The sequence below is a fragment of the Streptomyces sp. NPDC001920 genome, assembly GCF_053594495.1.
This window is the reverse complement of the sequence record NZ_JBSFEP010000015.1, coordinates 52,131-75,868: the sequence shown is the minus strand read 5'-3', so window position 1 is coordinate 75,868 and position 23,738 is coordinate 52,131. Positions and strand designations below refer to the sequence as shown.

Annotated in this window: 17 protein-coding genes and 2 pseudogenes; 11 read left to right on the top strand and 8 right to left on the bottom strand. The window is 70.9% G+C overall.

Features of this window, described 5'->3' with window-relative positions:
* The first annotated feature begins 127 nt into the window (after nt 1-127).
* The gene (locus ACWCPI_RS25705; protein WP_451040342.1) at nt 128-2,440 is read left to right on the top strand and encodes a SpoIIE family protein phosphatase; all 2,313 of its coding nucleotides are present in this window, start codon (nt 128-130) and stop codon (nt 2,438-2,440) included.
* A 139-nt stretch (nt 2,441-2,579) separates the two neighbouring features.
* On the opposite strand, the gene ACWCPI_RS25700 is transcribed toward ACWCPI_RS25705, so the two are convergent.
* Nucleotides 2,580-2,810 (bottom strand): hypothetical protein, encoded by a 231-nt coding sequence (locus ACWCPI_RS25700; RefSeq protein WP_451040341.1) that lies wholly within the window; start codon nt 2,808-2,810, stop codon nt 2,580-2,582.
* A 404-nt stretch (nt 2,811-3,214) separates the two neighbouring features.
* A pseudogene (locus ACWCPI_RS25695) lies at nt 3,215-3,482 on the bottom strand (TetR family transcriptional regulator); the annotation flags it as partial.
* A 298-nt stretch (nt 3,483-3,780) separates the two neighbouring features.
* Between ACWCPI_RS25695 and ACWCPI_RS25690 the strand changes: the two are divergent.
* The gene (locus tag ACWCPI_RS25690) at nt 3,781-4,965 is read left to right on the top strand and encodes a type III polyketide synthase (protein WP_451040340.1); all 1,185 of its coding nucleotides are present in this window, start codon (nt 3,781-3,783) and stop codon (nt 4,963-4,965) included.
* Nucleotides 4,966-5,040: 75 nt separating this feature from the next.
* Here the strand turns inward: ACWCPI_RS25690 and ACWCPI_RS25685 are convergent, their stop codons facing one another.
* The gene (locus tag ACWCPI_RS25685) at nt 5,041-7,200 is read right to left on the bottom strand and encodes a SpoIIE family protein phosphatase (protein ID WP_451040339.1); all 2,160 of its coding nucleotides are present in this window, start codon (nt 7,198-7,200) and stop codon (nt 5,041-5,043) included.
* A gap of 431 nt (nt 7,201-7,631) precedes the next feature.
* Here ACWCPI_RS25685 and ACWCPI_RS25680 point away from each other — a divergent pair, with 431 nt between their 5' ends.
* The 4 genes and pseudogenes from ACWCPI_RS25680 to ACWCPI_RS25665 form a co-directional block, all read left to right on the top strand.
* The gene (locus ACWCPI_RS25680; RefSeq protein ID WP_451040338.1) at nt 7,632-8,114 is read left to right on the top strand and encodes a hypothetical protein; all 483 of its coding nucleotides are present in this window, start codon (nt 7,632-7,634) and stop codon (nt 8,112-8,114) included.
* Between the two features lie 81 nt (nt 8,115-8,195).
* Nucleotides 8,196-8,807, top strand: coding sequence for a TetR/AcrR family transcriptional regulator (locus ACWCPI_RS25675; protein ID WP_451040337.1), 612 nt, complete (start codon nt 8,196-8,198; stop codon nt 8,805-8,807).
* Nucleotides 8,804-9,214, top strand: coding sequence for a DUF6069 family protein (locus ACWCPI_RS25670; protein WP_451040336.1), 411 nt, complete (start codon nt 8,804-8,806; stop codon nt 9,212-9,214). The genes ACWCPI_RS25675 and ACWCPI_RS25670 overlap by 4 nt, the downstream gene beginning before the upstream one ends.
* Nucleotides 9,215-9,221: 7 nt before the next feature.
* Nucleotides 9,222-9,503: pseudogene (locus ACWCPI_RS25665) on the top strand (hypothetical protein); the annotation flags it as partial.
* Here the strand turns inward: ACWCPI_RS25665 and ACWCPI_RS25660 are convergent.
* Together ACWCPI_RS25660 and ACWCPI_RS25655 are read right to left on the bottom strand one after the other, a co-directional pair.
* Nucleotides 9,487-10,182 carry a type 1 glutamine amidotransferase domain-containing protein gene (locus ACWCPI_RS25660; protein WP_451040335.1) on the bottom strand — a complete coding sequence of 232 codons (696 nt, stop codon included), beginning with the start codon at nt 10,180-10,182 and terminating at the stop codon, nt 9,487-9,489. The pseudogene ACWCPI_RS25665 and the gene ACWCPI_RS25660 overlap by 17 nt on opposite strands.
* 24 nt (nt 10,183-10,206) lie before the next feature.
* Nucleotides 10,207-10,890, bottom strand: a complete 684-nt coding sequence (locus ACWCPI_RS25655; protein WP_451040334.1) for a type 1 glutamine amidotransferase domain-containing protein — start codon at nt 10,888-10,890, stop codon at nt 10,207-10,209.
* 183 nt (nt 10,891-11,073) lie between these two features.
* On the opposite strand from ACWCPI_RS25655, the gene ACWCPI_RS25650 reads away from it, so the two are divergent.
* Entirely contained in the window at nt 11,074-11,982 is a 909-nt protein-coding gene (locus ACWCPI_RS25650) for a LysR family transcriptional regulator (protein ID WP_451040333.1), read from the top strand.
* A 148-nt stretch (nt 11,983-12,130) separates the two neighbouring features.
* Here ACWCPI_RS25650 and ACWCPI_RS25645 read toward each other — a convergent pair whose 3' ends face one another.
* Nucleotides 12,131-14,482, bottom strand: a complete 2,352-nt coding sequence (locus ACWCPI_RS25645) for a hypothetical protein (protein ID WP_451040332.1) — start codon at nt 14,480-14,482, stop codon at nt 12,131-12,133.
* A gap of 236 nt (nt 14,483-14,718) precedes the next feature.
* Here ACWCPI_RS25645 and ACWCPI_RS25640 point away from each other — a divergent pair, with 236 nt between their 5' ends.
* Entirely contained in the window at nt 14,719-15,309 is a 591-nt protein-coding gene (locus tag ACWCPI_RS25640) for a hypothetical protein (protein WP_451040331.1), read from the top strand.
* A 9-nt stretch (nt 15,310-15,318) separates the two neighbouring features.
* Here the strand turns inward: ACWCPI_RS25640 and ACWCPI_RS25635 are convergent, their stop codons facing one another.
* Nucleotides 15,319-16,560: a PucR family transcriptional regulator gene (locus ACWCPI_RS25635; protein ID WP_451040330.1), complete on the bottom strand. Its 1,242-nt coding sequence runs from the start codon at nt 16,558-16,560 to the stop codon at nt 15,319-15,321.
* 364 nt (nt 16,561-16,924) lie between these two features.
* On the opposite strand from ACWCPI_RS25635, the gene ACWCPI_RS25630 reads away from it, so the two are divergent.
* From ACWCPI_RS25630 to secD, 3 genes are all read left to right on the top strand, one after another.
* The gene (locus tag ACWCPI_RS25630) at nt 16,925-17,770 is read left to right on the top strand and encodes a DUF4394 domain-containing protein (protein ID WP_451040329.1); all 846 of its coding nucleotides are present in this window, start codon (nt 16,925-16,927) and stop codon (nt 17,768-17,770) included.
* 336 nt (nt 17,771-18,106) lie between these two features.
* A complete protein-coding gene (locus ACWCPI_RS25625; RefSeq protein ID WP_451040328.1) occupies nt 18,107-18,511 on the top strand; it encodes a hypothetical protein in 405 nt (134 codons plus the stop codon).
* A gap of 62 nt (nt 18,512-18,573) precedes the next feature.
* The gene (gene secD / locus ACWCPI_RS25620; RefSeq protein ID WP_451040327.1) at nt 18,574-20,925 is read left to right on the top strand and encodes a protein translocase subunit SecD; all 2,352 of its coding nucleotides are present in this window, start codon (nt 18,574-18,576) and stop codon (nt 20,923-20,925) included.
* A gap of 442 nt (nt 20,926-21,367) precedes the next feature.
* Here secD and ACWCPI_RS25615 read toward each other — a convergent pair whose 3' ends face one another.
* Entirely contained in the window at nt 21,368-23,716 is a 2,349-nt protein-coding gene (locus ACWCPI_RS25615) for an ABC transporter permease (RefSeq protein WP_451040326.1), read from the bottom strand.
* Nucleotides 23,717-23,738: the final 22 nt, after the last annotated feature.

Sequence of the window (23,738 nt, the reverse complement as noted above, 5' to 3'; positions counted from 1 at the left end):
ACGTCCGGTCGCAAGCAGCCAGGTACGGCCGTCTCGGGGCCAGTAGGGGGCATACCGGGGCGGGCACGACCGGGATGCGCTGGGATGGCCCGACTTCACCACAACCTGCCAGTCAGTTGGGGCCGCCATGAGCGATGCGATCACATCAGGGGCGACCGGCGGAGCTGCCGCGCAGGCCGGCCGCCGACGCGGCACCACGAGCCGTGCAAGCACGCCCGGAACAGTCGAGGACCGGTTCCGGGGGCTGCTGGAGGCGGCCCCGGACGCGATGGTGATCGTGGACGACAAGGGAACCATCAAGCTCGTCAACGCCCAGACCGAAGCCCTCTTCGGCTACCGGCGCGACGAGCTCCTCGGCCGCCCCGTCGAGATCCTCATCCCCAGCCGGTTCCACGCCCACCACGCCACCCATCGCGGCGAATACGCCACCACCCGGCAGGTGCGCCCCATGGGGGCGGGGCTCGAACTGCACGGACTGCGCAAGGACGGCAGCGAGTTCCCCGTCGAGATCAGCCTCAGCCCCCTGGAGACGGCCGACGGGCTCCTCGTCTCCGCCGCCGTCCGCGACGTCAGCGAACGCAAGGCCGCCGAGGAAAGGTTCCGGGCACTGCTGGAGGCGGCCCCGGACGCGATGGTGATCGTGGACGACAAGGGAACCATCAAACTCGTCAACGCCCAGACCGAAGCCCTCTTCGGCTACCGGCGCGACGAGCTCCTCGGCCGCCCGGTCGAGTTGCTGGTGCCCAAGCGGTTCCAGGCCCACCACACCCGGCACCGGGACGGCTATGCCACCACCCGGCAGGTGCGCCCCATGGGGGCCGGGCTCGAACTGCACGGACTGCGCAAGGACGGCAGCGAGTTCCCCGTCGAGATCAGCCTCAGCCCCCTGGAGACGGCCGACGGGCTCCTCGTCTCCGCCGCCGTCCGCGACGTCAGCGAACGCAAGGCCGCCGAGGCGCGTATCACCGAGCTCGCCGCCCTGGTCGAGTCCTCTCAGGACGCCATCCTCGCCAAGACGCTCGACGGCCGCATCACGTACTGGAACACCGCCGCCCAGCGGCTGTACGGCTACACATCCGAGGAAGCCGTCGGGCAGCACGTGTCCATGCTGGCCACGCCGGAGCGCAAGGACGAGATCGTCCAGCTCCTGGAGCGGCTGCGGCAGGACGAGAAGATCGAGCATTTCGAGACCCTGCGGGTCACCAGTACCGGTGTCATGCTCGACGTCGACGTCACCCTGTGGCCGACCAGGGACGCCACCGGAACGGTCGTCGGCGCCTGCGCCATCGTCCGTGACATCAGCGACCGCAAGCGCGCCGAGGCCGAACTCACCGAGTTGTACAGGCAGCAGAGGCACATCGCCCTCACCTTGCAGCGCAGCCTCATGGGCACCCCGCCTGCCATCCCCGGCCTGGCCGCCGCCAGCCGCTACCGGCCCGCGACCCAGGGCGCCGGCGTGGGCGGCGACTGGTTCGATCTGATCCCGCTCGGCGCCGGCCGGGTCGGTGTCCTCATCGGCGACGTGATGGGGCGGGGGCTGGAAGCGGCCTCCGTCATGGGCCAGTTGCGCTCCGCCGCCCATGCCCTGGCCAAGACCGGAATGCAGCCCCGTCAGCTCATGCAGGCTCTGGACGCGGTCGTCACCGACCTCGATGTCCCCGACCAGTTGGTCACCTGCTGCTACCTGGTCATCGCCCCGGACGCCGGATCCGTCACCCTGTGCTCCGCCGGCCACCTGCCCACCCTCGTCGTCACCCCCGGCGGCGGCGTCAGCCGACTGCCCGCGCCGGTGAACGCCCCCCTCGGCGTCGGCGACGTCCTTTACCAGCAGTCCAGCGCGGCCATCCCACCCGGCGCCGCCCTCGTGCTGTACACCGACGGCCTGGTCGAAACCCCCGGCAGCGACATCGAGTACCAGATCGACAAGCTCACCACCGCCCTCGACGACGCCTTCACGCTCTCCAGCGGCCTGGAGGATGCCGCCGACCACGTACTCGCCGCGCTGCTGCCCGACGCCGAGGGCCACGACGACGATGTCACCCTCCTTCTGGCCCAGTTCCCCGCCGCCCCGCTGGACATCGCCTTCACCGAACTGCCGGCCACTGCTTCCGCGGTCTCCGCGGGCCGCTCCTTCGCAGTCGAGACCCTCACCGCCTGGGGCTGCGCCCACAAAGCCGAGGACGTGAGACTGCTGGTCTCCGAGGTCCTCACCAACGCCGTCCAGCACGCGGAAGGCCCTGTCGTCCTCCATCTGCGCCGCACCGCCACCGAACTCGCCGTCGAGGTCAGCGACCTCAGCCCGCACCTGCCCCAGCCACGGCTGGCCGATCAGGACGAGGAATCCGGACGCGGCCTCATACTCGTCGACACCCTCGCCGACAACTGGGGCGTCCGCCCCGACGAGCGGGGGAAGACCACCTGGTTCGCCCTCCGGCTGTGACCAGCGAAACCCCAGCATCCCGCCCACGCACAACCGCAGGGACTGGGGATGTGCGACCGCTACGCCACATCGAGTGATGACCTTCATGTCGGGTGGGACGAGAGCGGAGAACCAAGAGCAGGGCGGGAAGTGCCACTGCCTACAGGATGCCGAGGCCGCCGCTCAGCGCGCCGGTGTGGCGGGAGTTCGCATTGTTGTTGTCGTTGCCGCTCAGTTTGCTGTTCACGAGAGCCCCCAGCACGTTGGACTCGGCGGCGGCATGGAGGTTGTTGAGGCTGCCGTCGATGACGCCGGCGTGGGCGGGGGCGGCGGCCAGGAGCGCGGAGGCGGCGGCCAGGCCGGCCGCGGTCAAGGTACGAGTGACGTCCATGACCTGATCAAACGACAGCCGCCCACCACAGACACGAGCAGCGGACATCTGCTGTCGGCACTCACGAACAAGGCCGTCGGCAAGGGCACTTCGGTGGGTGACCAGCACAGGTGCAAGGCGAGTTCCGTGGCGGGCGTCGGGCGGCGACGGTGTCCACGCGGACGGCAGTGCGGCCGTATCCCAGCCGCGGTGCGGCGTTCGGGACCGAGGACTGGCCCTTCGCCCGAGCAGGTGGGAACGGGCCGCGGCCCGGGGCTCAACTGTCCGCAACCGGCCGCGATTCGGGCCATGACCTGGTCGTAGAACATCTTCGCTGCATCGGCTGACGAGGATGATGACGGCCGGTTGCATCGGCATGTTCCGGATCCACGGTTCGTCCAGCAGGTGCCCCCGTCGGGTCGACTTCACGGCTGGGCGCGTCGCTCGGCGGCGTCGAACGCGGGCGGGAGCGGGGACAGCGCCGCGCGGAGCCGGCCGGGCAGCGGGCCGGGGGGGCGCGACCCGCCCTCCGGCACCGGGACTCCCGGCGGCCTCTGCGTTCTCGGCCGGCCGGAGCCGGCCTTCCGGCGCGATGCGCACGGCCGCGGCCACGCTTGCGGCGAGAACGCGGGCTGTGTGCGCTTCCGCGTCACCGATGCGTTCGGCGATCACCGCAGCGAGAGGGGGCTCGACGCGGCTTGCGTGGCGGGCATCCGTGTTGGCCTCCTCCGCACCTCGGGCTGACGCCATGCCAGGTAGGCGCGAGACCGCGCCGGCCCGCTGTGCAGCAGTGTGCGCGGTGTCACGTACCGCAGAACATCCCAAGTTGCCCAGATCACAGCGTGAATGCCCCTTTGGCATCCATGCTCGAAACGGGTCCAGAAGCCCAAAGCAGAGCGCAACGCCATCAATTTGGATCAGCCATACCTAAGTTGCCCATGCCGCGGCGTTCATGACGTTCTGCCTCGTCCCCCGTAGAAAGGTGCCAATCATGGCCGCTTACCTGTGCCCGCCTGCCGTGATACACGGCGAGCACACCGTGAAGACCAGCCAGATCGTGGACGAGGTGCGCGGTCGGCACCCGCACGCGGCGTGGGCGCCGCGGATCGACGGCATCGCTGCCAGTACGGGCATCGAAAACCGCGGGTGGATGCTGCCGCTGGAGACCGCCGTCGCGCCTGGCAGCGGGAACGGCCTGCCGGCTGCCGGCATGGGGCCGACCCGAGAGGCGCTGGCCGGCGACGGGTTCAGCGAACAGGACGTGGATCGGGTGATCGCCGCACTTGAGGCGATGCCCGCGCCGCAGACCGTCCAGGAGCGCACCGCGCCGGCCTGGGCGGCCGTGCAGTCCTACGGGGAGCGTGCGGCGCGCGGAGCCCTGCAGATCGCCGGGCTGGACGCCGCGGACGTCGACTGTCTGATCACCAGTCACTCCACCACCCCTGCGCTGCCGGGGCTGGACGTCTCCCTGGCCAACAGACTCCCGCTCCGGGGCGACGTGCTGCTGCTGCCGGCCACGCAGTGGGCCTGCATAGCCGGGACCCGCTCCCTGGCGCTGGCGGCGGAGCTCGTGGCCGCGGACCCCGACCGGGTGGTCCTGGTCGTGATCGCGGAGGCACTGAGCACGACCTACCAGCCCGCGGACGACACTCTGGAGTCCCTGATCGTCCGGTTGCTGTTCGCGGACACCGCGGTCGCCGCGGTGGTCACGGGCCGCCCGAGGCCCGAGTCGATGCTGCGGCTGGACGCCGCCTGGCACCACACTCTGCCCGGCACCCAGGACCTGCACCGCCTGGAGACCCGGGAGGACGGCACCCACTTCGTGATGGACCGGCGCGGGCCGCGCGCCGTACAGGAGACGGTCACCGCGATGTGGGAGTGGCTGCGCCTGCGTTACCAGGACGACCCCGACTCCTGGCACCCCGACGTTCTGCTCGCGCACCCCGGCGGGACGCGAGTGCTGGAGTACATGGAGCAGACGATGCCCGGCGGGTGGCCGTCGGGGCTGCTGGACCACAGCCGGGACGGCTACACCAGCGGCAACCGCGGAGGCGCCGCCGTGTTCGACATCATGCGGAGGGCGTACGACGCCGGGCAGGAACGGGGCAGTCGTGCCGTCCTCTACGCGGCGGCCCCGGGCCTCACTGCCACCGCCCTGGAAGGGAAGTGGCTGTAGTGCGAGGTCGCGCCGCCCGTATCGCCGGTGGCGCCGCCTGACGGGCGCGCGCCGCCCGGCCCACCCGCAGCCGCGTCATCTGTCGACCGACGCCCAGACCACCTTGCCGGTGTCGGTCCACCGCACCCCCCACCGGGTGGTGAGTCCATGCACGACGCGCAAGCCACGACCGCTGTCGTCGAGGAGCCCGCCCCCGCCCAGCCGCGGCCTGCCGTTGCCGGTGTCGCCCACCTCACACAGCAGCCCGTGACCGGTCCTGATCAGCCGTACCGTGATGGGTCCTTCGGCGAAGCGGACCGCGTTGGCGACCAGTTCGTCGACCACCAGCAGCACGCTGTGCCGGGTGTCGTCCCTGGTGCGCCACTGCCCCAGCAGCTCGGAGACCAGCGTGCGGGCCCGGACGGCCGCGTCGCCGCGGGCGGGAAGGCGCCAGGTCGCGGTGTCCCCCTTGCGGTAGCCGATCATGCGCGCGAGCAGCAGGGTCACGTCGTCGCGCCGGTGCACCGGCGCCAGCGCCGAGACCACGCGCCGCGCGGCCTGCGGCAGGGCATCCCAGGGGTGCACCGTGGATACGGTGTCCGCCAGCCTTTCGATGCCCTCGTCGATCGACAGTGCGGGATCCTCCACCAGACCGTCGGTGTAGAGGGCGAGCAGTGAGCCCGGGGGTACGGCGAAGGCGTGCACGTCGAACGGCTCGCGCAGCGCGAACTCGGCGCCCAGCCCGGGGTGGGGGCGTACCGCGACCGGCCCGGCATGCCCGTCCGGGGGCACCAGGACAGGGGGGAGGTGACCGGCGCTGGACAGTGCCACGCGGTGGCTGACCGGGTCGTAGACGGCGATGCAGCAGGTCGACCCGAGGGCGCTGTAACCGGCCGCCAGCCCGGACTCCGTGTCGTCCAGCAGTGTCACGGTCTCGTCCAGGTGCTCCAGCACCTCGTCGGGCGCCAGCCCCGCGGACAGCAGCGCGCGGGCCTCCATGCTCAGCTGTCCCATGGTCGCCGCGGCTCCCAGGCCGTGCCCGACGACGTCACCGACCACCAGCGCGGTACGGCCGTCCGGCAGCGGAAAACTGTTCACCCAGTCACCGCCGACGCCCGCGCTGTCGGGGGTGGCGGGCTGGTAGACGCTGGCCGTTTCGATGGTGTCGCCGCCGGACCGAGGCAGCAGTCGGCGCTGCAACGCCAGCACCTGCGTGTGCTCGCGCTGGTGCTGACGGGCCAGGTCGACGTGGTGAGAGGTCCTGGCCACCAGCTCCTGCAGGTCGAGCAGCTCGCTGTCCTCGAAGGGGTGGCCCGCCCGCCGCCAGACCTCCGCCACTCCCAGAACGACGGGTGGCGCGCCGTCCAGGACCAGCGGTATGCACGCCACACCCGCCGCCTGGTCGCCGGGCACCAGGGCACGCACCAGCCGCGCACTGCCGAGGACCCGCTCGATCGCTTCCCGGTCGGGTATGACGATGGCCTGCGCGTCATCGTCGCGCCGTATCGCCCGCGACAGCAAGCGACTCGCATCGCTGGGAAGATCGTCGCCCGGAGTCACGTAGCCGTCGGGCCACGCCCGGTCCGGCACCAGGGCCGCCCGCCGCAGCCGGATACGGCCCTGCGGGTGCTCGGTGATCGCCTCGCCCGTCCACACGGCGAAGTCGAGGTCGACGGCGGTCACGTCTCCCCAGGCCAGCAGAGACTCCGCCAGCGACTGCGCGGTCTCGCCGATGTCCAGGGAGGTGCCGATCACGGTTTCGGCGGCGTACAGGTGCAGCCTCCTGGCCATGGCGATCAGCGAGACGGTCAGCCCCTCCTGAGGCGCCGCGGCGGGCAGGATGCTCATCGAGACCACCAGCTCCGACCCGTCGCTGCGCCGCAGGCGCTGGACCCGGGCGACGTGCGGCTCACCGGTCTCCAGGACCTGCCGCAACCTCCGAGTGACCGTCGGTACGTCCCAGGGAGGCAGAAGATCGATGAAAGGGCTCCCGGTCACGGCCTCCACCCCCGCGAAGACGGGGGCGTCCAGATTGCAGCGGGTGATTCTCAGATCCCGGTCCAGATTGACCGCGCCGAGGATCTGCTCATGACGGCCGGGGGTCGGATCGGCGGGTGTGCGTCGGCGGGCGGCGCTGTCCTCCTGCAGGTCGGAACCGGCGGCCGCTGCCGCTCCGCCGCGTGGGATGTACTTCCCCAAAGCGCTGCTGACCATGTCGAACGGCGACGAGGGCGAGGGGGAGGGCGTGGAGTCCATGCGGCTCTCTCAGCTCCCTCGCCCACCCCGACCCAGCGCCGGGGCCGTACCGGAACCCCGGCGACGGGGCCCCGAAATTCCTGACCGCACACCTCATTCAATAACACCGGGGGCTCGTTCGCCTACATCGCGGATCGCACAGTGAGGTAGTGAGGTGCGGAACGCGGACAGCACCGCAGCGCCGGGGCCGTCGACCTCGTGGTGGCCGCCAAGGCCGAGCCGACCTGCAGGGACTGACGCCGACGGGCCCCGGCCTGATGAAGGGCGCGGCATACGTCGGCGAGGCGGTCCTGGCGACTGTGGGCGCGGGCTGCCTCCATGAGGGGGCGCGCGGCTCGGAGGGCCCGGCTCGTGTCGCCCATGGCCACCAGGGCGCAGACGAGGTCTTCTCACGGTGGTCTTGAGGTCCGAACTCGGGGGACACTTCCGCGGTGCTGCTGACATGGATCGCCGAGGTGGCGGATGAGTCCTTGGTACTGCAACCCGCTGATCGGCAGTTGGAGTGGAAGACCAACACCTGGCGGCTGAGCGCGGAGGACGAGGACAGGAGGTCGCTGTCCGTCTCCGACGTGGTGGCCGCGTTCGAGCGGACTGCTTCAGCCATCCGGGTCCGCATCCATGAGCTGGGCTTTTCCGGTGTGGCAACGTTCTATGTGTGGCACGACGAGCAAGCCGGGCAGCTCAGGTGCTCGACCGGGTCCGTGGCCCCGGATGAGTTGCCGTTCGGCGGCGCCCACGTCCCATCTGACGATCTTGGGCAGATCGTCGAGGAGTTCCTGACCAACAGTGAGCCCGCTGTCATCGCTTGGGCGGACCTGGGTGATGTGCAGGACCCCGCGGAGCACACGCTGGTCGAGCCGGAGTCGGTGCCCTTCCGCGTCTGGGTGAGCAGCGTGGGAGCGGCCTCACACTGACCGTATCGAGTTCAGGGAAGGCGATCGGAGTGAGTACTCACTCATTGACGGAGTGAGTACTCACTCCGTACTCTCGTGGTCATGGCAGCACCCAAGGAGAACCAGACCACTCGCCGCCGCGCCCCCGGCATGTCGCCGGAGCAGCGCCGCGAAATGATCATCCGCACCGCGATCCCGCTGATCACCGAGTACGGCGCCGCGGTGACGACCGCGAAGATCGCCCGCGCCGCGGGCATCGGTGAGGGCACGATCTTCCGGGTCTTCGCCGACAAGGACGAGCTGTTGCAGGCCTGCATCGCGGAGGCCCTCTCCCCCGAGCACGCGATCCGCGAGCTGGGCGCGATCGACGTATCCCAGCCGCTGCCCGACCGGCTCGCGGAGGCGGCCGAAGCGCTGCAGGCGCACATGTCCAGGATGGGCGCGATCATCGGGTCGCTGGGGCATCACGGCGGCAAGCACCCCGGCACGGTGCGCGGCGCGGGCCGCGACGAGTCGACGGCCCGTATCCGCGCGGCTCTGGCGGAACTGCTGGAGCCCGACAAGGCCGCCCTGCGGCGGCCGCCGGAGCAGATCGCGGCCCTCTTCTTCGGGTTGCTCTTCACCCAGCCGCGTACGGAGGACGAGCCCGACCTGACCTCGCAGGAGCTGGCGGAGGTCTTCCTGCACGGGGCGCTCTCCGGGGGCGCCAAGTGAGCGCGCGGAGAAGGCGCCTGAGGGTTACGGTCCTGGCCGTCCTGGCCCCCGTCCTGGTGTGGCTGGTCGCGGACCCACTGCTGAGACACCGGCTGCGGATCGCCGACGGTGAGCAGACGCTCGACATCGGCGCCGCGCCCGTAGCGGTCGTCGCACTGCTCGCGTCGCTCTCCGGCTGGTTACTGCTGGCCGCCCTGGAGCGGTTCGGGGTACGGCGTGCCCGCGCCATCTGGACCTGGGTGGCCGGCGCCGTACTGGCCGTGTCCTTCCTGCCGTTCATCGGTGACGGCATGGACGGCGGCACCCGGGTCTGCCTCGCTCTGATGCACCTGGCGGTGGCGGCGGTGCTGATCCCGGGGCTGGGCGGCAGGTCCCCCGGGGCAGGAGCCGGTGCCGCCAAGGGGTGACCGACGGCACCAAGTCCGCCGCTGCACCCCTTGGCCGCGCTGGGTCACCCCGGCCATGCTCGCGCATGCCTTCCTCGCCGTCGTCCGCGTCGGCGAGCACCGCGGCCACCCTGTCCCTGCTGGGCTGATCGCACTCACCTGCAACGAGATCCAGCGGCTGTTCGCCGCCCCCACAACGCCGCCCGACGACCGACGCGAACACCGTCTGCGACCGGAGTACCGAGCGCCGCCCCTTCAGGACGCGCCGGGGACGGTCGTCCCGAAGCCGTGGGTCAGGCCAGCTTCTTGAGCATTTCCGCTGCGGCGGGCCCGGCGGAGGCGGGGTTCTGACCGGTGACCAGATTGCGGTCGACGACCACGTTCGGGGCCCACGGTTCGCCCTGCTGGTAGTCCGCGCCGATCTCGGCCAGGCGGTCCTGGAGCAGCCACTTGGCGCCTGCCGCCAAGCCCCCCTGGATCTCCTCGGCGTTGCTGAAGCCGGTGAGCCGGTAACCGGCGAAGGCGTTGCCGCCGTCGGCCTCGGTCGCTGCCAGCAGCGCGGCCGGGGCGTGGCAGACCACGCCGAGCGGCTTGCCCGAGGCGAGGGTGTCGACGAGGAGCTTGCCGGAGGTGGTGTCGACGGCCAGGTCCTCCATCGGGCCGTGGCCACCGGGGTAGAAGACGGCGGCGTAGTCGTCGAGGTCGACGTCCTCCAGCCTGATGGGGCGCTGGATCTCGCTGATCGAGGCGAGGGCGTCCGCCATCTCCTTCGCGCCCTCCTCGCCGCCGTTGAACTGCGGCGCCAGGCTTCCCTGGTCCAAGGGCGGCACGACGCCGCCCGGCGTGGCGACGACGATCTCGTGGCCGGCGGAGGTGAACGCCTGGTACGGGGTCACGGCTTCCTCGGCCCAGAAGCCGGTCGGGTGCTTGGTGCCGTCGGCGAGCGTCCAGTGGTCGGCGCCGGTCATCACGAAAAGGATCTTCGACATGGTTCGGGTCTCCTAGAGCGGGGTTCAGCTGGGGCGTTGTCCGGTGCCGGCCAAGGCAGCGAGGATCAAGTCGCTGACGGCCTTGGTGGACACCGGGTTCTGGCCTGTGATCAGGCGGCCGTCGCGCACGGCGTGCGGCGTCATCGGGACAGGGGAGCGCACATACTTGGCGCCCTTCGCGCGCAGTTCGTCCTCCAGGAGGAACGGCACCCTGCTCTTCACGCCGGCCAGGCGTTCCTCGACCGTCGCGAAGCCGGTGACGGTGCGGTTCCGTACCAGGGGGTTTCCGTCGGGGTCGCGGAGGTTGATGAGGGCGCAGGCGCCGTGGCACACCGAGGAGACGATGCCGCCGTCGGCGTGGATGGCCTGGGCCGTTCGCTGCAGGTCGGCGCTGTCGGGGAAGTCCCACATGGTCCCGTGACCACCCGTGAAGAAGATCGTGGAGTAGTCGTCCGGATCTGTGTCGGCAATGGAGGGGGTGGCTTTCAGTGCGGCCATGAAGGCTTGGTCGTCGAGATGACCGCGAACCGTTCGGTCGACGAACAGGCGACCGAGGCTACGAGGGTCGAGCGGCACCTCGCCGCCCGCCGGGCTCACCACGTCCACCGCGTGACCGGCCTTCACCGCCTTGTCGTAGAAATGGACGAGCTCGCCCAGCCACAGTCCGGTCCGGTGGTGGCTCGCCCCGTAGGTGGCCTGATTGGTCACGACCGCAAGAATCCTTCTCCGTCTCACTTCTCCCTCGTCTCCAGGGCGGCCCGTGGTTTCGAAGCTAAAGCCGTTGATGTATCGGCGCCAATGAAGACACCGATGGCGGGTATCGAAGAACCGATGCCTGGCCCGGGGACATACGGCACCTGGCCGGCCTGCCCACCTCGTAGGCTCGAAGCCGTGAGCGATCACGACATTCACGGGTCCGGTCCGCTGGACCTGAATCTGCTGCGCACCTTCCTCGCGGTGCACCGCCTGGGCTCCTTCACCGCCGCGGCCCGCTGGCTGAGCCTGTCGCAGTCCACCGTCACCACGCACATCCGGGCACTGGAGCGACGCCTGGGCCGCGAGCTGTTCGAACGCCGGGCGCAAGGCGTCACCCCGCTGCCCCACGCGGACGAACTCGCCGCCCGGCTGTCGGCGCCCCTCGACCAGCTGGCCGTCATCACCGGCGAGGAACCGAGCAGCACCGTGGCGCCTGTCCATCTGGCGGGACCCGCGGAGTTCCTGGGCACTCTCGGCCTCACGGTGCTGGCCCAGCTGGTCGCGCAGGGCGTCCGGCTGCGGGTGGCCACCGGGCTGACCGAGTCACTGCTCGAAGAACTGCGGGCCGGGCGCCACGACCTCGTCGTCGCCACCCGGCGGCCCCGTGGCCGGACGCTGCACGCCGAACTCCTCGGCGACGAGGAGTTCGTCCTGGTCGCCGCACCGGTATGGGCAGAACGACTCAAAGGGCAGGAGCTGCCCACTGCCCTGGAGAGCCTCCCGCTGATCGCCTACGCCGAGGATCTGCCCATCGCCCGCCGCTACTGGCGCCACGTCTTCGACCGCCGTCTGCACGCCGAGGCCGCGATCACCGTCCCCGACCTGCGCAGCGTCCTCACCGCCGTCACCGTGGGCGCCGGCTGGAGCGTCCTGCCCAGCTATCTGTGCCGTGCCGAACTCGCCTCCGGCGCCCTCGATCTGCTGCACGAGCCGGAGGACCCGCCGATCAACACCTCCTACCTCGTCCAGCGCCCGGGCAGCTCCACCAATCCACACGTGACACTCGTCCGCGAGCACCTGCTGGCGGCCGCGAGAACCTGGTGAGCCGACCAGCGGCGCCGCGGCCTGACGAAGACAGGTGGTCCACCCCTCGGTCTCCGGCGAGTTTCGGTGGACGACGTAGAGGGTGTGCCACCCGAACGCGACGGCGCCCCACCCCCGCATGCTCGGGTGTGGGGCGCCGTCGTGTGCGTCAGACTCCGGCACGAGCCCTGCGCCGGCGCCACCAGACGAGTGCGGCACCGGCCGCCACCGCGGCCGCGGCGAGGGCGGAGATCAGCCCCACGGGAGTGTCCGATCCGGTGTCGGCGAGGTCGCCGTCAGGGTCCGGGGCGTTGTCGTCGGGCTTACCCGGAACGGTCCCGGTCGGCGTCGGATCCGGGTCCGGGCCGGTCGGCGTCGGTGTCGGGTCCGGCTTCCCGGAGCCGGTCGGCGTCGGCGTGGGCGTGGGATCCGGCTTGCCGTCGCTGGTGCCGGCGGCCCCGTTCCCGCCGAGGAACGCGGTATCGGTGTCACGGGCCGAGGTCTCCGCGCGCACGGAGTCCTTGGTCGTACGAGGCAGCTCGCGGTGCTGGAGCTGGAACTCCACACCGGAGATGTTCCGCTTCGGCGCCTTCGCGAAGTCGACACCGCCGACGAAGAAGGTGTAGATGCGGCCGTCGGCGAGAGGCCACTCATACGTGAAGTCGCCCTCGGTGAACGACTTACGCATCTCCTGCCACACGGTCCGCTTGTCCCAGTCGGCGTTCTCGCCGCGCAGCGGCCACCGCTTCAGGTTGTTGCTGTCGATGATGGGCCGGAAGTCGGTTGCCTTCTTCGCGTCCTGGACGCGGATCCACTCGGCCGCGACGCGGGACTTGTAGACGCGGCGCAGGTCGGCGTACTTCTTCTCGGTGTTGATCTGCTTCTGGACGTGGGGGACGAGGTAGCGGTCGATCAGCCGGTGGCTGTACTCCTTCTCCTCCTTGGTCAGCTTCTTGGAGCAGTCCTCACCCTGGACGGGGGTGTCGAAGTCCATCGCCGCGTGGTTGACCTTCAGCGGCGCGTCCAGGATGTAGATGCCGCCGTCCTGCTCGCGGACCTTCGCCCGGCCGGGCACGATCCAGTTGCGGCCGGATCCCCAGCACGGAACCCCGTCGACCTTCGGAGCGGCGTTCATGAACTCCTTGCCGGGCGAGACCTCGGGGTTCATGGCGCGGGAGAAGTCCCGCTTCATCTCCATGTCGGCTTCGAGGAGGACACGGCCGGTGTCGGTCTCCCCGAAGTTCTTGTCCATGATCGTGTCGGGCTGGTCCGGGTTCAGGTTCACCCACATGCGGTCCGGGGTGAGCGCCAGCCATGTGAACAGGGCATCGGAGGCGAGTTCCAGCTTCGCCTGACCGCCCCAGCCGGGTTCGGTGTCCTCGTCGGGCATGAAGTCGGCCTTCATGCTGTAGTCGAGTCCCTTGCCCTTGACGGGGTTGCCGACGTACTGGAGTTCAAGGGTGGAGAAGTCGACGCCACCCGGGCCGCGGCCGAGGACGCCGCGGGTGTTGGCCTGGTTGTGCTGCTGCTGGATCTGCTTCGCCTCGGCCGGGTTCTTCCCCGACCCGTAGGCGATGGAGTTGATCGGCCCCTGCGTGCCGGTGTTCGGCCTGGGGTTGAACACCGGGTAGGACTTCGTGTACTTCGTCTGCGGCCACAGCCCCTTGGCCGTGGCGCGACGCTCGGCGATCCGGATCGGGTTGTTGCCGGTGCCGCGCTCGCCCCGGAGCTTTGCGTTCTCCGATTTGTATGCGCGGACGGTGGCCCCGTTGGGCTTCTCCCCGGCGAACATGGTGAACCGCGACTTAGTGAAGTCGTACTTCGCGTCCTTGTGCCGCAGGATGATCTTGTCGTTCGTGAACTGGCCCGGCTTGCGCTTGCCGTCGGCCTTGAACTCACCGAGGTCACCGGTGCGCTGGTTGTAGGCGTCATACCGGCGGGAGGCGATCTTGTTGCCGTCCTTGTCGAAGATCTCGACGGTCACCTCACACAGCCAGTCGGGGCCGATGAGACGGTAGTCCTGGACGGTCTTGCGCTCGAAGACGCCTCCCTTCTCCCGGGAGTGCTGGGCGCCGATCAGGTTCTGCGGCACCCACTTGGCGAAGGGCTTCGGGGACGGCCTGCCCTGGAGGTAACGGGCGTAGCGAGCCCAGATGGCCCGCTTCATGTCCTCGGCGCTCTTCGACGCACGGTACGCGTTGTCCCACTTGCGGATGTCGGCGTCGGTGTTGCCGACACTGTTCAGGTCGGCGCGGGTGGGGGCGGGGACGTTCTCGAAGCCCTTGAACTCCAGGTTGAAGTAATACTCTTCGTCCGGGCCGGACCGCGTCCAGTGGTGCTGTCCGCTCGGCGCTCCGGAATTCGCCGGGGTCCGCGGGAAGGTTCTGCCGAGGTGCATCTTGTCGCACCGGCCGCCGCTGGTCACCTTCGCGTAGTCGCCCGGCGCCGCCACGGCCGGGCTCGCGGGTAGCCCGACGAGCATCATCCCCGCCGAGGCGACGACCGCCAGGCATGAGCCCATACGCCGTCGCAGGCGGATTCGTATCGGTGTACTCAAAGCTGTGTCCCTTGGTGGGGGCCATGGGACATGAAAGGGACGCGGGCGAGGCAGGGCCCCCGTTTTGCGCCGCCCGTCCGCCGGTCAGCCTAGCCACTGACACTCCGTCAGATGCATTGGGCCATGGGCTTGTTGTGTGAGAACCATGTGGAGACGCGGGCCTGTTGGGGCGGCCTGTCGGGGCTGTTACCTTCGCCTGCATGACCGAAGCTGACGAGACGTACGACCCGACCCGGCACCCCGACCTGCTCGCGTGGCTCGCCGAACGCGAGGGCGCTCACACCACGTGGGCCGCACAGACATCCTTCGCCGGCGTCCTCGACTTCTCACCGGCCTCCCTGGCGGTCCTGGACGACCTGGTCCGGGAGAGCGCGAGCAGCATGGAGGAGATCACCGACCGGCGCATGACACCCTTCGTCCAGGGCGCGATCTGGTACGTCGGGGAAGTGTTCCGCCGCCACAAGGGCATGGTGTGGAAGTACATCCCGGACCTCGTCAGCGGACAGCTCGAGCCCTTCTTCGACGCGGGCGCGGAGACCTCCGCCCTCGATCACCCCTGCGTCGGCGCCCCCGGCGACCCGGACAGCTACGTGTACCCGCTGAACGCACTGCGGAGGATCCTGCTCACGGAGGACGAAGTCGGCAACAAGGTCGACGACAACCTTCTCTCGATCTACGCCGACCCGTTCGGGGAAGACGACCAAGACGACGAAGACGAGGAAGACGAGGAAGACGAGGAAGACGAGGAAGACGACGATGCCGGTCTCGGCACGCGTCTCGGCTCTGGATGACCGCCCGGTTCAGCGCCATGCCTCCGACAGGCGCCGCGTGACGACCGAGCTGAGAATGCGCACGCCGCGCGTCGAGCCGGGATCGATGCCGGTGAGTTCCCGCACCCGGCGGAGGCGGTAGTCCAGGGTGCGGGGGTGGACGTTGAGGGCCGCCGCGGTGGCGCCGCGGTGCATGTCGTGGCGGTAGTACGCGTCGAGCGTGACAAGGAGGTCCGGACCGGCCTGCAGGCTCCGGCCCACGGCGTGGAGCCATTCGTCGACGAACGGCGCGTCGGCGACGGCGAGTTCGACGAACACGTCCGACAGGGTGTGCGCCCGCAGCCGAGCGGACGCCCGTCGCAGCGGCGCCGCCCTGCTGATCCGCCGGGCCAGGTCGAGGGCGTCGGCAACCTCGGACAGCGGTGAGGTGGCCGTGCCGGCGGCGCAGGGGCGACCGAGAGCCTGGGCGAAGTCCTGTACGAGCTCGGACACGACGTCGGGTACGGAGTGCGGCTGCACGGTCTCGGCGGCACCGGGTCCCGAAGACTTCGGGGGTACGGCGGGATGCAAGGGAATCAGGGCAATCAGCTCACCGCTCCTGCTGCCCCTGCCCGGGCACCACATGATCGGCGCGTGATGGGTGTGCACCAGCGCCTCGATCTCGCTTTCCAGGCCTCGATCGCCGGGTGTACGGTCCGGCACCCGGATCACCGTCACCGCGCAGTGCTCGGGCAGTTCCATGCCCAGGGCCGAAGCGAGTTCCGCCGATATCGGGTCGTCGTTCAGCAACGACCGGGTCAGCAGGGCGGCCTGCTCGACGTACGGCAGACGGTGTCGCAGCGCCGTCACGAATCCCTGACTGTAGGCACGGATACCGCGTTCTCCCTGCGGGGCGAACCAGCTCATCATCCGCATGAGTTCATCGACGCCGGCACCGCGCTGAGCTTCGGTCGCTTCGTTGATCTCGCGCAGCATGAGTGACGTGTGCAGTCGCAGGACCCGCTGCCGCGCATCCAGCGACATCCCCGCTGTGGCCCGCGACTCGCCCATCGCCGTGATGCAGCCGAGGTCGTCGTCGCTCAATTCGCTGCTGTCCGGCGACAGTTCCACTGTACGGCGGCGCAGCCACAGCGCGTACTCCAGCGTCTCGGCCCGTGCCCGGGAGTCCGTGTCCAGGAAACCGAACTCCGGGATCTCGCGCGCGTACGCCTCGACCTCCCGGCGCGCGTTGGCCGACGCCTGCCGGGCCAACTCGGCGAAGAAGCTCCCCATGGGCGCGAGCATCCCATTTCGGCCGAAGAATCCGGCAGGGGAAATCCGGACGGTATTTATCACTCTGCGCACATCGGAGACGACCGTGTCTGGGGCACTTTGTCACAGTGCGCAAAATCCCTGGATCAGGGCATTCCTGTCGCCCGTTCCACTTGTGGAGGCACTGTGAACTGGCCTTAATGGGAACCGCGTACCGGCCCGTGGGGGAACGCGTCAGCATTCATTCCGGCCACCACTCCGGATCAGCGCGGGAATCGGTACGGGAATCTCTCATCCGAGCGCCACTCAATGGTGCTTGTCAAACGGGAGGGAAACACCGATGAAAGTACGGACGGGAAAGAGAATCGCGGCAGCGGTGGCGGTCATGGCCACGTCGACAGCCCTCATCCTGAGCGCGCCGGGCAGCGGCTCGGCCGCTCCCGCCGCCACTCCCGGCCTGCGCGCGTTCGGGATCACCGGTGACGGCACCCAGATGGCCACGTTCACCACCGACCGGCCGAACGTGCTCGACTGGGTCAGGGACGTCATCGGGCTCAGTGGCGACACGGCTCTGATCGGCATCGACTTCCGGGTGCAGAACGGCCTGATGTACGGCGTCGGCGACAAGGGCGGCATCTACACGATCAAGACCCCGCCGGCCACCACGGACGTCGTGATCACCAAGGTGTCCCAGCTCCAGTACTCGCTGAACGGCACGAACTTCGGCGTCGACTTCAACCCGGCCGCCGACCGGCTGCGTGTGATCAGCGACAATGGCCAGAACCTGCGGCACAACCTCAACGACCACACGACCATCCAGGACCTGAACCTCACCACCCCGCCGACCGAGGGCACGACCAAGGGCGTCTCCGCCGCCGCCTACACGAACAACGACCTCAACGGGACCACCGCGACCACGCTGTTCGACATCAACACGACCAGCGACCAGGTCGTCATCCAGTCCCCGGCCAACAACGGCACGCTGGCGCCGACCGGCAGCCTCGGCATCGACGCGCAGATCAACGCGGGCATGGACGTCTTCAGCACCCTGTCGGGCGGCAAGACGGTCAGCAACGCCGCCTTCGCCACTCTCACCGCCTCCGGCGCCAACAGGCCCTCCCTCTACAGCGTCAACCTCTTCACCGGCGAGGCCACGCTCGTGTCCGACGCCGTCACGTCCAAGTTCCCCCTGAACATCACGGACCTGGCCATCTCCCTCACCGGCGGCTGAGCCCTCCCGCGGGTCACTCACTCGCCGCGGCCCGGCTGCTCCCGGGCCGCGGCGAGCCCGAAGCGCGGCCCCTTCGGGCACACCCCGTCGCGGCCGTTCCAGCTCGGGCTGCCCTGGCCGGCACACAAAGGGGCGAACCCCCGCCGCGTCCTCCCCCGCCCCGCGACTTTGGTGCCACCGCACCGGCGAGCACCGCCGACAGCAGCATCCGGCGGTGAGTCGGGAACCCCCCGGCGCCCGACGGCGTTCGTGTCATTGACGGCCAAAGAGCCGAGCGTCGGCTCGCAGCACCCGACTGCTGATTCCGTACGGCGACTTGACCGGGGGGCGAGGGGCGTGCAGCAGCACCGCGCACACCGCACGCGTCCGGCCGCCGTCGTGCTCTCCGCGCTGCTCGCGGTCCTGACCTTCCTGCTGCCGGTGTCGGCCAAGTCGGCGTCCCGCCTGTCCTCGACGGGCACGGCCGCGACGGCGACCGCGCAGGCGTCCGCGACCGCCGACGCGCAGCGGCCCGTCACCGTGGCGCACCTCGCGCTCCCCCACGCCCACACCCCCGCCGTGCCGTACCCGGTCCACGGCTTCCTGGGCCCCGGCACCGGGGACGCAGCCCCGCACCGCGCTGTCGGCGGGCCCGCCGTCGCCGTGGTGGTCGCGGCCGCGGGAGCGAGCCGGGGCGGGCACGTGTGCCGGCCGCGCGGACCGCCGTCCCGATGGAGCACCGAAGTCCGTACCGACGCCTGACCGTTCGCCTCCGCGCCCGGCGCAGACGTCGGTTCCGTCTGCCTGCCCATCGTGGAGAACTCATGTCCCGCGCGCCCATGTGGCGGGCGATCGTCGCCCTAGGTGTGATCGCCGCCTCGCTCTTCTTCGCTCTCACCCAGTCCGCCCGCCTCGGCCTCGACCTGCGCGGCGGCACCCAGATCGTCCTGGAGACCAAGGACTCACCCGACGTCGAGGCCGATCCCGAATCGACCCAGCGGGCCCTGGAGGTGCTCCGCCAGCGGGTCGACGCGCTCGGCGTGTCCGAGCCGACCCTGTACCGGTCCGGGCAGCAGCGGATCTTCGTCGAGCTGCCCGGCCTGCAGGATCCGCGCGAGGCCGCCGACGTCATCGGCCGCACCGCGCAGTTGACCGTCCACCCGGTGCGGGGCGTGACGGACGAGCGGGAGGAGAAGAAGGGCGAGCCGGCCGAGGACGGCTCGCGCACCCTGGCCGACCCCGACCAGAAGGGGGCGTATCTCGAACTCGGGCCCACCGCGCTCACCGGCGAAGGCGTCAAGGACGCCGAGGCGGTGCTCGACCAGCAGACGATGTCGGGCTGGACGGTCAACCTCACCTTCCGCGGGCAAGCAGGCAAGGACTGGGCACGGATCACCGGGGCGGCGGCCTGTGCCCCGCAGGGCGCCCCGGAGCGGCGTGTCGCCATCGTCCTGGACGGCAAGGTCCTCTCGGCACCCGGCGTCAACGCGGACGTGGCGTGCAAGGTCGGCATCTCCGGCGGCTCCACGCAGATCACCGGCGACTTCGACCGGGAAGAGGCTCGCGAGCTGGCCGCGCTCGTCAAGGGCGGTGCGCTGCCGGTGCCCGTGGAGATCGTGGAGCAGCGCACCGTCGGCCCCACGCTCGGTGCCGACGCCATCGCCGCCAGCGCCCAGGCCGCGATCATCGGGCTCGCCCTGACGGGGCTGTTCATCCTCGTCGTCTACCGGCTGCTGGGCGCCCTGGCCACCCTCGCGCTCGTGCTGTACGCGCTGATCTCCTACGCCGCGCTGGTCGCCCTGGGCGCGACCCTGACACTGCCCGGACTCGCCGGTTTCGTCCTGGCGATCGGCATGGCGGTGGACGCGAACGTGCTGGTCTTCGAACGTGCCCGCGAGGAATATCCGGGAGTCCGCGCCCTGAAGTCGGCACCGGCCGCCTCGGCGCACCTGGACAAGCCGCTGCGCACCGGCTTCGCCAAGACCTGGAGCGCGGTGGTCGACTCGAATGTGACCACGCTGCTCGCGGCCGGGCTGCTCTTCTTCTTCGCCACCGGACCCGTCAAGGGCTTCGGCGTCACGCTCTCCATCGGTGTCCTCGTCTCGATGATCTCGGCCCTGGTGATCACCCGGGTCCTCGCCGACTTCGCGATCCGGCGCCGCTTCGTGCGGGACCGGCCCGGCCTGACCGGGATCACCTCCACCGGCCGCGTGCGTGCCTGGCTCGCGCAGCGCAGGCCCCGCCTGGTGCACCACCGGCGCCGCTGGCTCGGCCTCAGTGCGCTGCTGATCGTGGTCGCCGTCGCCGGGATCGGCCTGCGCGGACTGGACTTCGGGGTGGAGTTCACCGGCGGGCGCCTGGTGGAGTACAGCACCAGCAGGCCCGTGGACGTGGACGCGGCGCGGGCGGCCGTCACCGACGCCGGGTTCCCGCGCGCGGTGGTGCAGGAGTCGGGGAACGGGGACATCTCGGTACGCACCGGTGAGCTGAGCAACGACGAGCAGCACACGATCAGAACGGCGCTGGCGAAGGAGGGCGGCGAGGTCACCGTCGAGCGGGACGAGTTGATCGGCCCGAGTCTCGGCGACGAACTGCGCCGGCACGCGCTCATCGCGCTCGGCATCGCCGTCGCGGCCCAGTTGATCTACCTCAGCGTGCGGTTCCGGTGGACGTTCGCCGCCGCGGCGGTCTCGGCCATGGTGCATGACGTGCTGCTGGTGGTGGGCCTGTTCGCCTGGCTCGGCAAGCCCGTCGACAGCGTCTTCCTGGCGGCCCTCCTCACGGTCATCGGGTACTCCGTCAACGACACCGTCGTGGTCTTCGACCGGGTGCGCGAGGCGCGCCGCCGCGAACCGGCGGCGGACCTGGAGACCACCGCGAACAAGGCCGTCGTCCAGACGCTGCCGCGCACGGTGAACACCGGTATGGGCGCGCTGTTCATCCTGGCGGCCCTGGCCGTACTCGGCGGTGACTCGCTCGCCGACTTCTCGGTGGCGCTGATCGCCGGCGTGGTGATCGGCATGGCGTCGACGGTGTTCACCGCCGTGCCGATCGCCGTGCAGCTGGAGGGCAGCCACCCCGCGCCGCCGGTGCGCCCCGGGCGCAGCCAGGACAGCGGGGCGCGCGGTCCGCTGGAGCGAGGCGGGCGGGCGCGGGATTCAGGCGCCGTGGTGTGAGGACGCGCGCAGGCTCGCGGGGGTGACGCGGGGGGCCTGGGCGCCTTGCCGCCCGGCCGCCCGGTCGTCCCCGCAGCGACCTGGGCCTTTTGCTGTCCGTGGTGATCAGCGGTCGCGTGCGGCGGGGAAGGCGCCGCACGCAGATCCGTCTCGTCCGCCACCGGCTGCCGTACTCCCTCCTCCCTGCCGTGAAGCTGCGATGCGCGGTGGCGGGCGGAGTCCCGAGCGACGGGGGCAGCGGGGCAGCGGGGCAGCGGGGCAGCGGGGCAGCGGGGCAGCGGGGCAGCGGGGCAGCGGGGCAGCGGGGCAGCGGGGCAGCGGCGTGAGCCTGCCATGGGCTGCTCGTGGCCCTCAAGATCGCATACGCGGTCCGCACGACCGGCGGAGCCGGGCCTGGCCAGGTTGCTTCGCCGACCTGCCGCAGGCGCAGCCCCCCGGCCTGCTATTCGGTGCGCAGAGCGGTCGCGGTGCGGGCACCGGCGGCCCAGCCGGCGGGTGGGAGTGCGCCCAGGGCGGCGATGAGCAGGCCGCCGAGTGCGAGGGGGAGCAGTTCGGCCACGTCGTAGACGGCGATGACGGAACCGGGGAGGCGGAGCCCCACACTGTCGCCCATCGCGGGCACGACCCAGCCGTGCAGGGTCACGCCGAGCGGCACGCCCACAGTGCCCGCGACCAGTCCGGTCACGATGACCGAGGTGAGGACCATCGTGACGGTCTGCCGGGGGGTCATGCCGAGCGCCTTGTGGACACCGATCTCCCGGACCCGTTCACGGGTGTCGAGCAGCACGCCGTTCAGCACGCCGAGCGCGGCGACGGCGACGAGCATCAGCGTGAGGATCAGGGACAGCGTGTTGAGCGTGACGACCATGTCGCCGCCGGTGTCGAGGCCGCCTGCCCGAGCGGTGGCCCCCAGCGGGGCCAACTTCCTGTTCAGCTCGTCGACGTAGCCGGTCACGTCGGTGCCTGCCGTGAGCGCGATGTGATGACTCGTCTCCGTCAGGTCGGGATGGGCGGCCGAGAGGGTCGAGGCATCGGTGAAGACCTGCATGCCGTCGTTGCGGGGGTCGAGGACCTCGCCGACGATCCGGGCCGTGACCGGTTCGGCCAGGCCGTTCAGGGTGACGGTGTCACCGACGCGGGTGCCGGTGGTGGTCAGGAAGGGGGTCGGGACCACGGCCTCGCCCGGCTTGTCGATCCAGCGGCCCGAGACCATCGTGTAGCCGCCCCAGGAAGCGTCGCCGGTGAAGGCGATCACGTCGACGATGCCGGTCAGGCCGGACACGGCCGCCCGTACCGTCGAGGCGCTGTAGTACTTCCCGGTTCCGGCGACGGCCTCCATGCGCGCGACGACCGCGGCGGGATCGGCCTCGGGCCGCTTCACGGGGGCGGGACCCCCGGGTCCGAAGTCCGGCGGGGGCGGGGGGACGACGACATCGGCGGCGTCGTGGGCTTTGGCTTTCATCACCTGGCCGAGCGAGGCGCCCATCCCCACGGTGAACGTGACGGCGACGGTGCCGAACAGGATCGCCGTGCCCATGGCCAGCGCGCGAACGGGCCGCGCGAAGGGCCGGGCCAGGCCCAGCGCGACCGGCTGCGGCAGCGGCAGCCGTCCGGCCAGGCGGACCGCCCACCGGCCGCGCCTCGCCGAAGCGGTGCGCCCGACGGCGAGCGCGTCGACCGTACGCAGCCGGCCGGCCCGCCAGGCACTCGCCCACGCGGTCGCCGCCACGAGGCCGAGCACCCCGGCGATCACCGCCAGGTCGACCCAGGGGGTGACGGCCAAGGACGAGGTGCCGTAGACCTCCTGGGCCTCGGCCAGTACCGGGACGGCGAGCAGGTGGCCGGCGAGGACACCGAGGACCGTGCCGACGGCGGCCGGGATCAGCGCCTGGCCCACGTAGGCCCGCACGACCTGGGCCGGGGTGAAGCCGACGGCCTTGAGGATGCCGATACGACGCGCGGCGGTGCCGACGGCCGACGCCACGACGTTGCCGACGATGAGCACGGACATGACCAGGCCCAGGGCGCCGAACGCGGCCAGGAACGGAACGTAGAGGGCGGTGTCCCGCTCGGCGGACTTGCGCACGGTGAGCCATGACTGCTCGCCGACTGCCGATCCCGGCGGCAGGGACCGCGTCACGGCGCTGCCGCCCGCGGTGATCCGCGCGGCTGTGCCCGCGTCGGTGAAGCGGTAGAGCATCTGGTAGCCGCCGCTGCCGGGTGCGGTGAGCGCGGGCATCTGGGACGGCACCACCCAGGCGTCGGCGGTCCGCGTGACCGAGCGGGCCACACCGACCACCGTCAGCGCCGGACGGCCGGGCAGACCGGGGAAGGCGACCTCCGTGCCCATGGCCGGGATCAGCGAGGAGTCGGCGGACAGCACGATCTCGCCGGAGCGCCTTGGCCACCGCCCGTCGAGCAGTGCCACCTCGTCCACGTCCCGGCCGGGATCGCCCCGGCCGACCACGGTCATCGGCCACCCGGGGCCCGCCTCACCCGACCGCGGGGTGACCGTCACCGCGCGGAACGGCCCGGCCGCGCTGCTCATCCCTTCGGCGTCCCTGGACTTCGACAGCTGCCCGGCACTCACCTTGCCCGCGTCGAACCGCATGGACAGATGCGCGCCGTGCTGCTCGGCGAAGGCGTCGTCGAAGGGCGCGCCGGACACCACGAGCAGCGTTCCGCCGAGGACGGAGGCGGCCACCGCCATCATCGTGGCGAGCCCGATCACCAGCGTCTGCACCCGGCGTCGCCCCACCCCCGAGCGCACCACCTTGCCGAGCGCGCTCATCGGACGGCCTTGGGGGTGACGA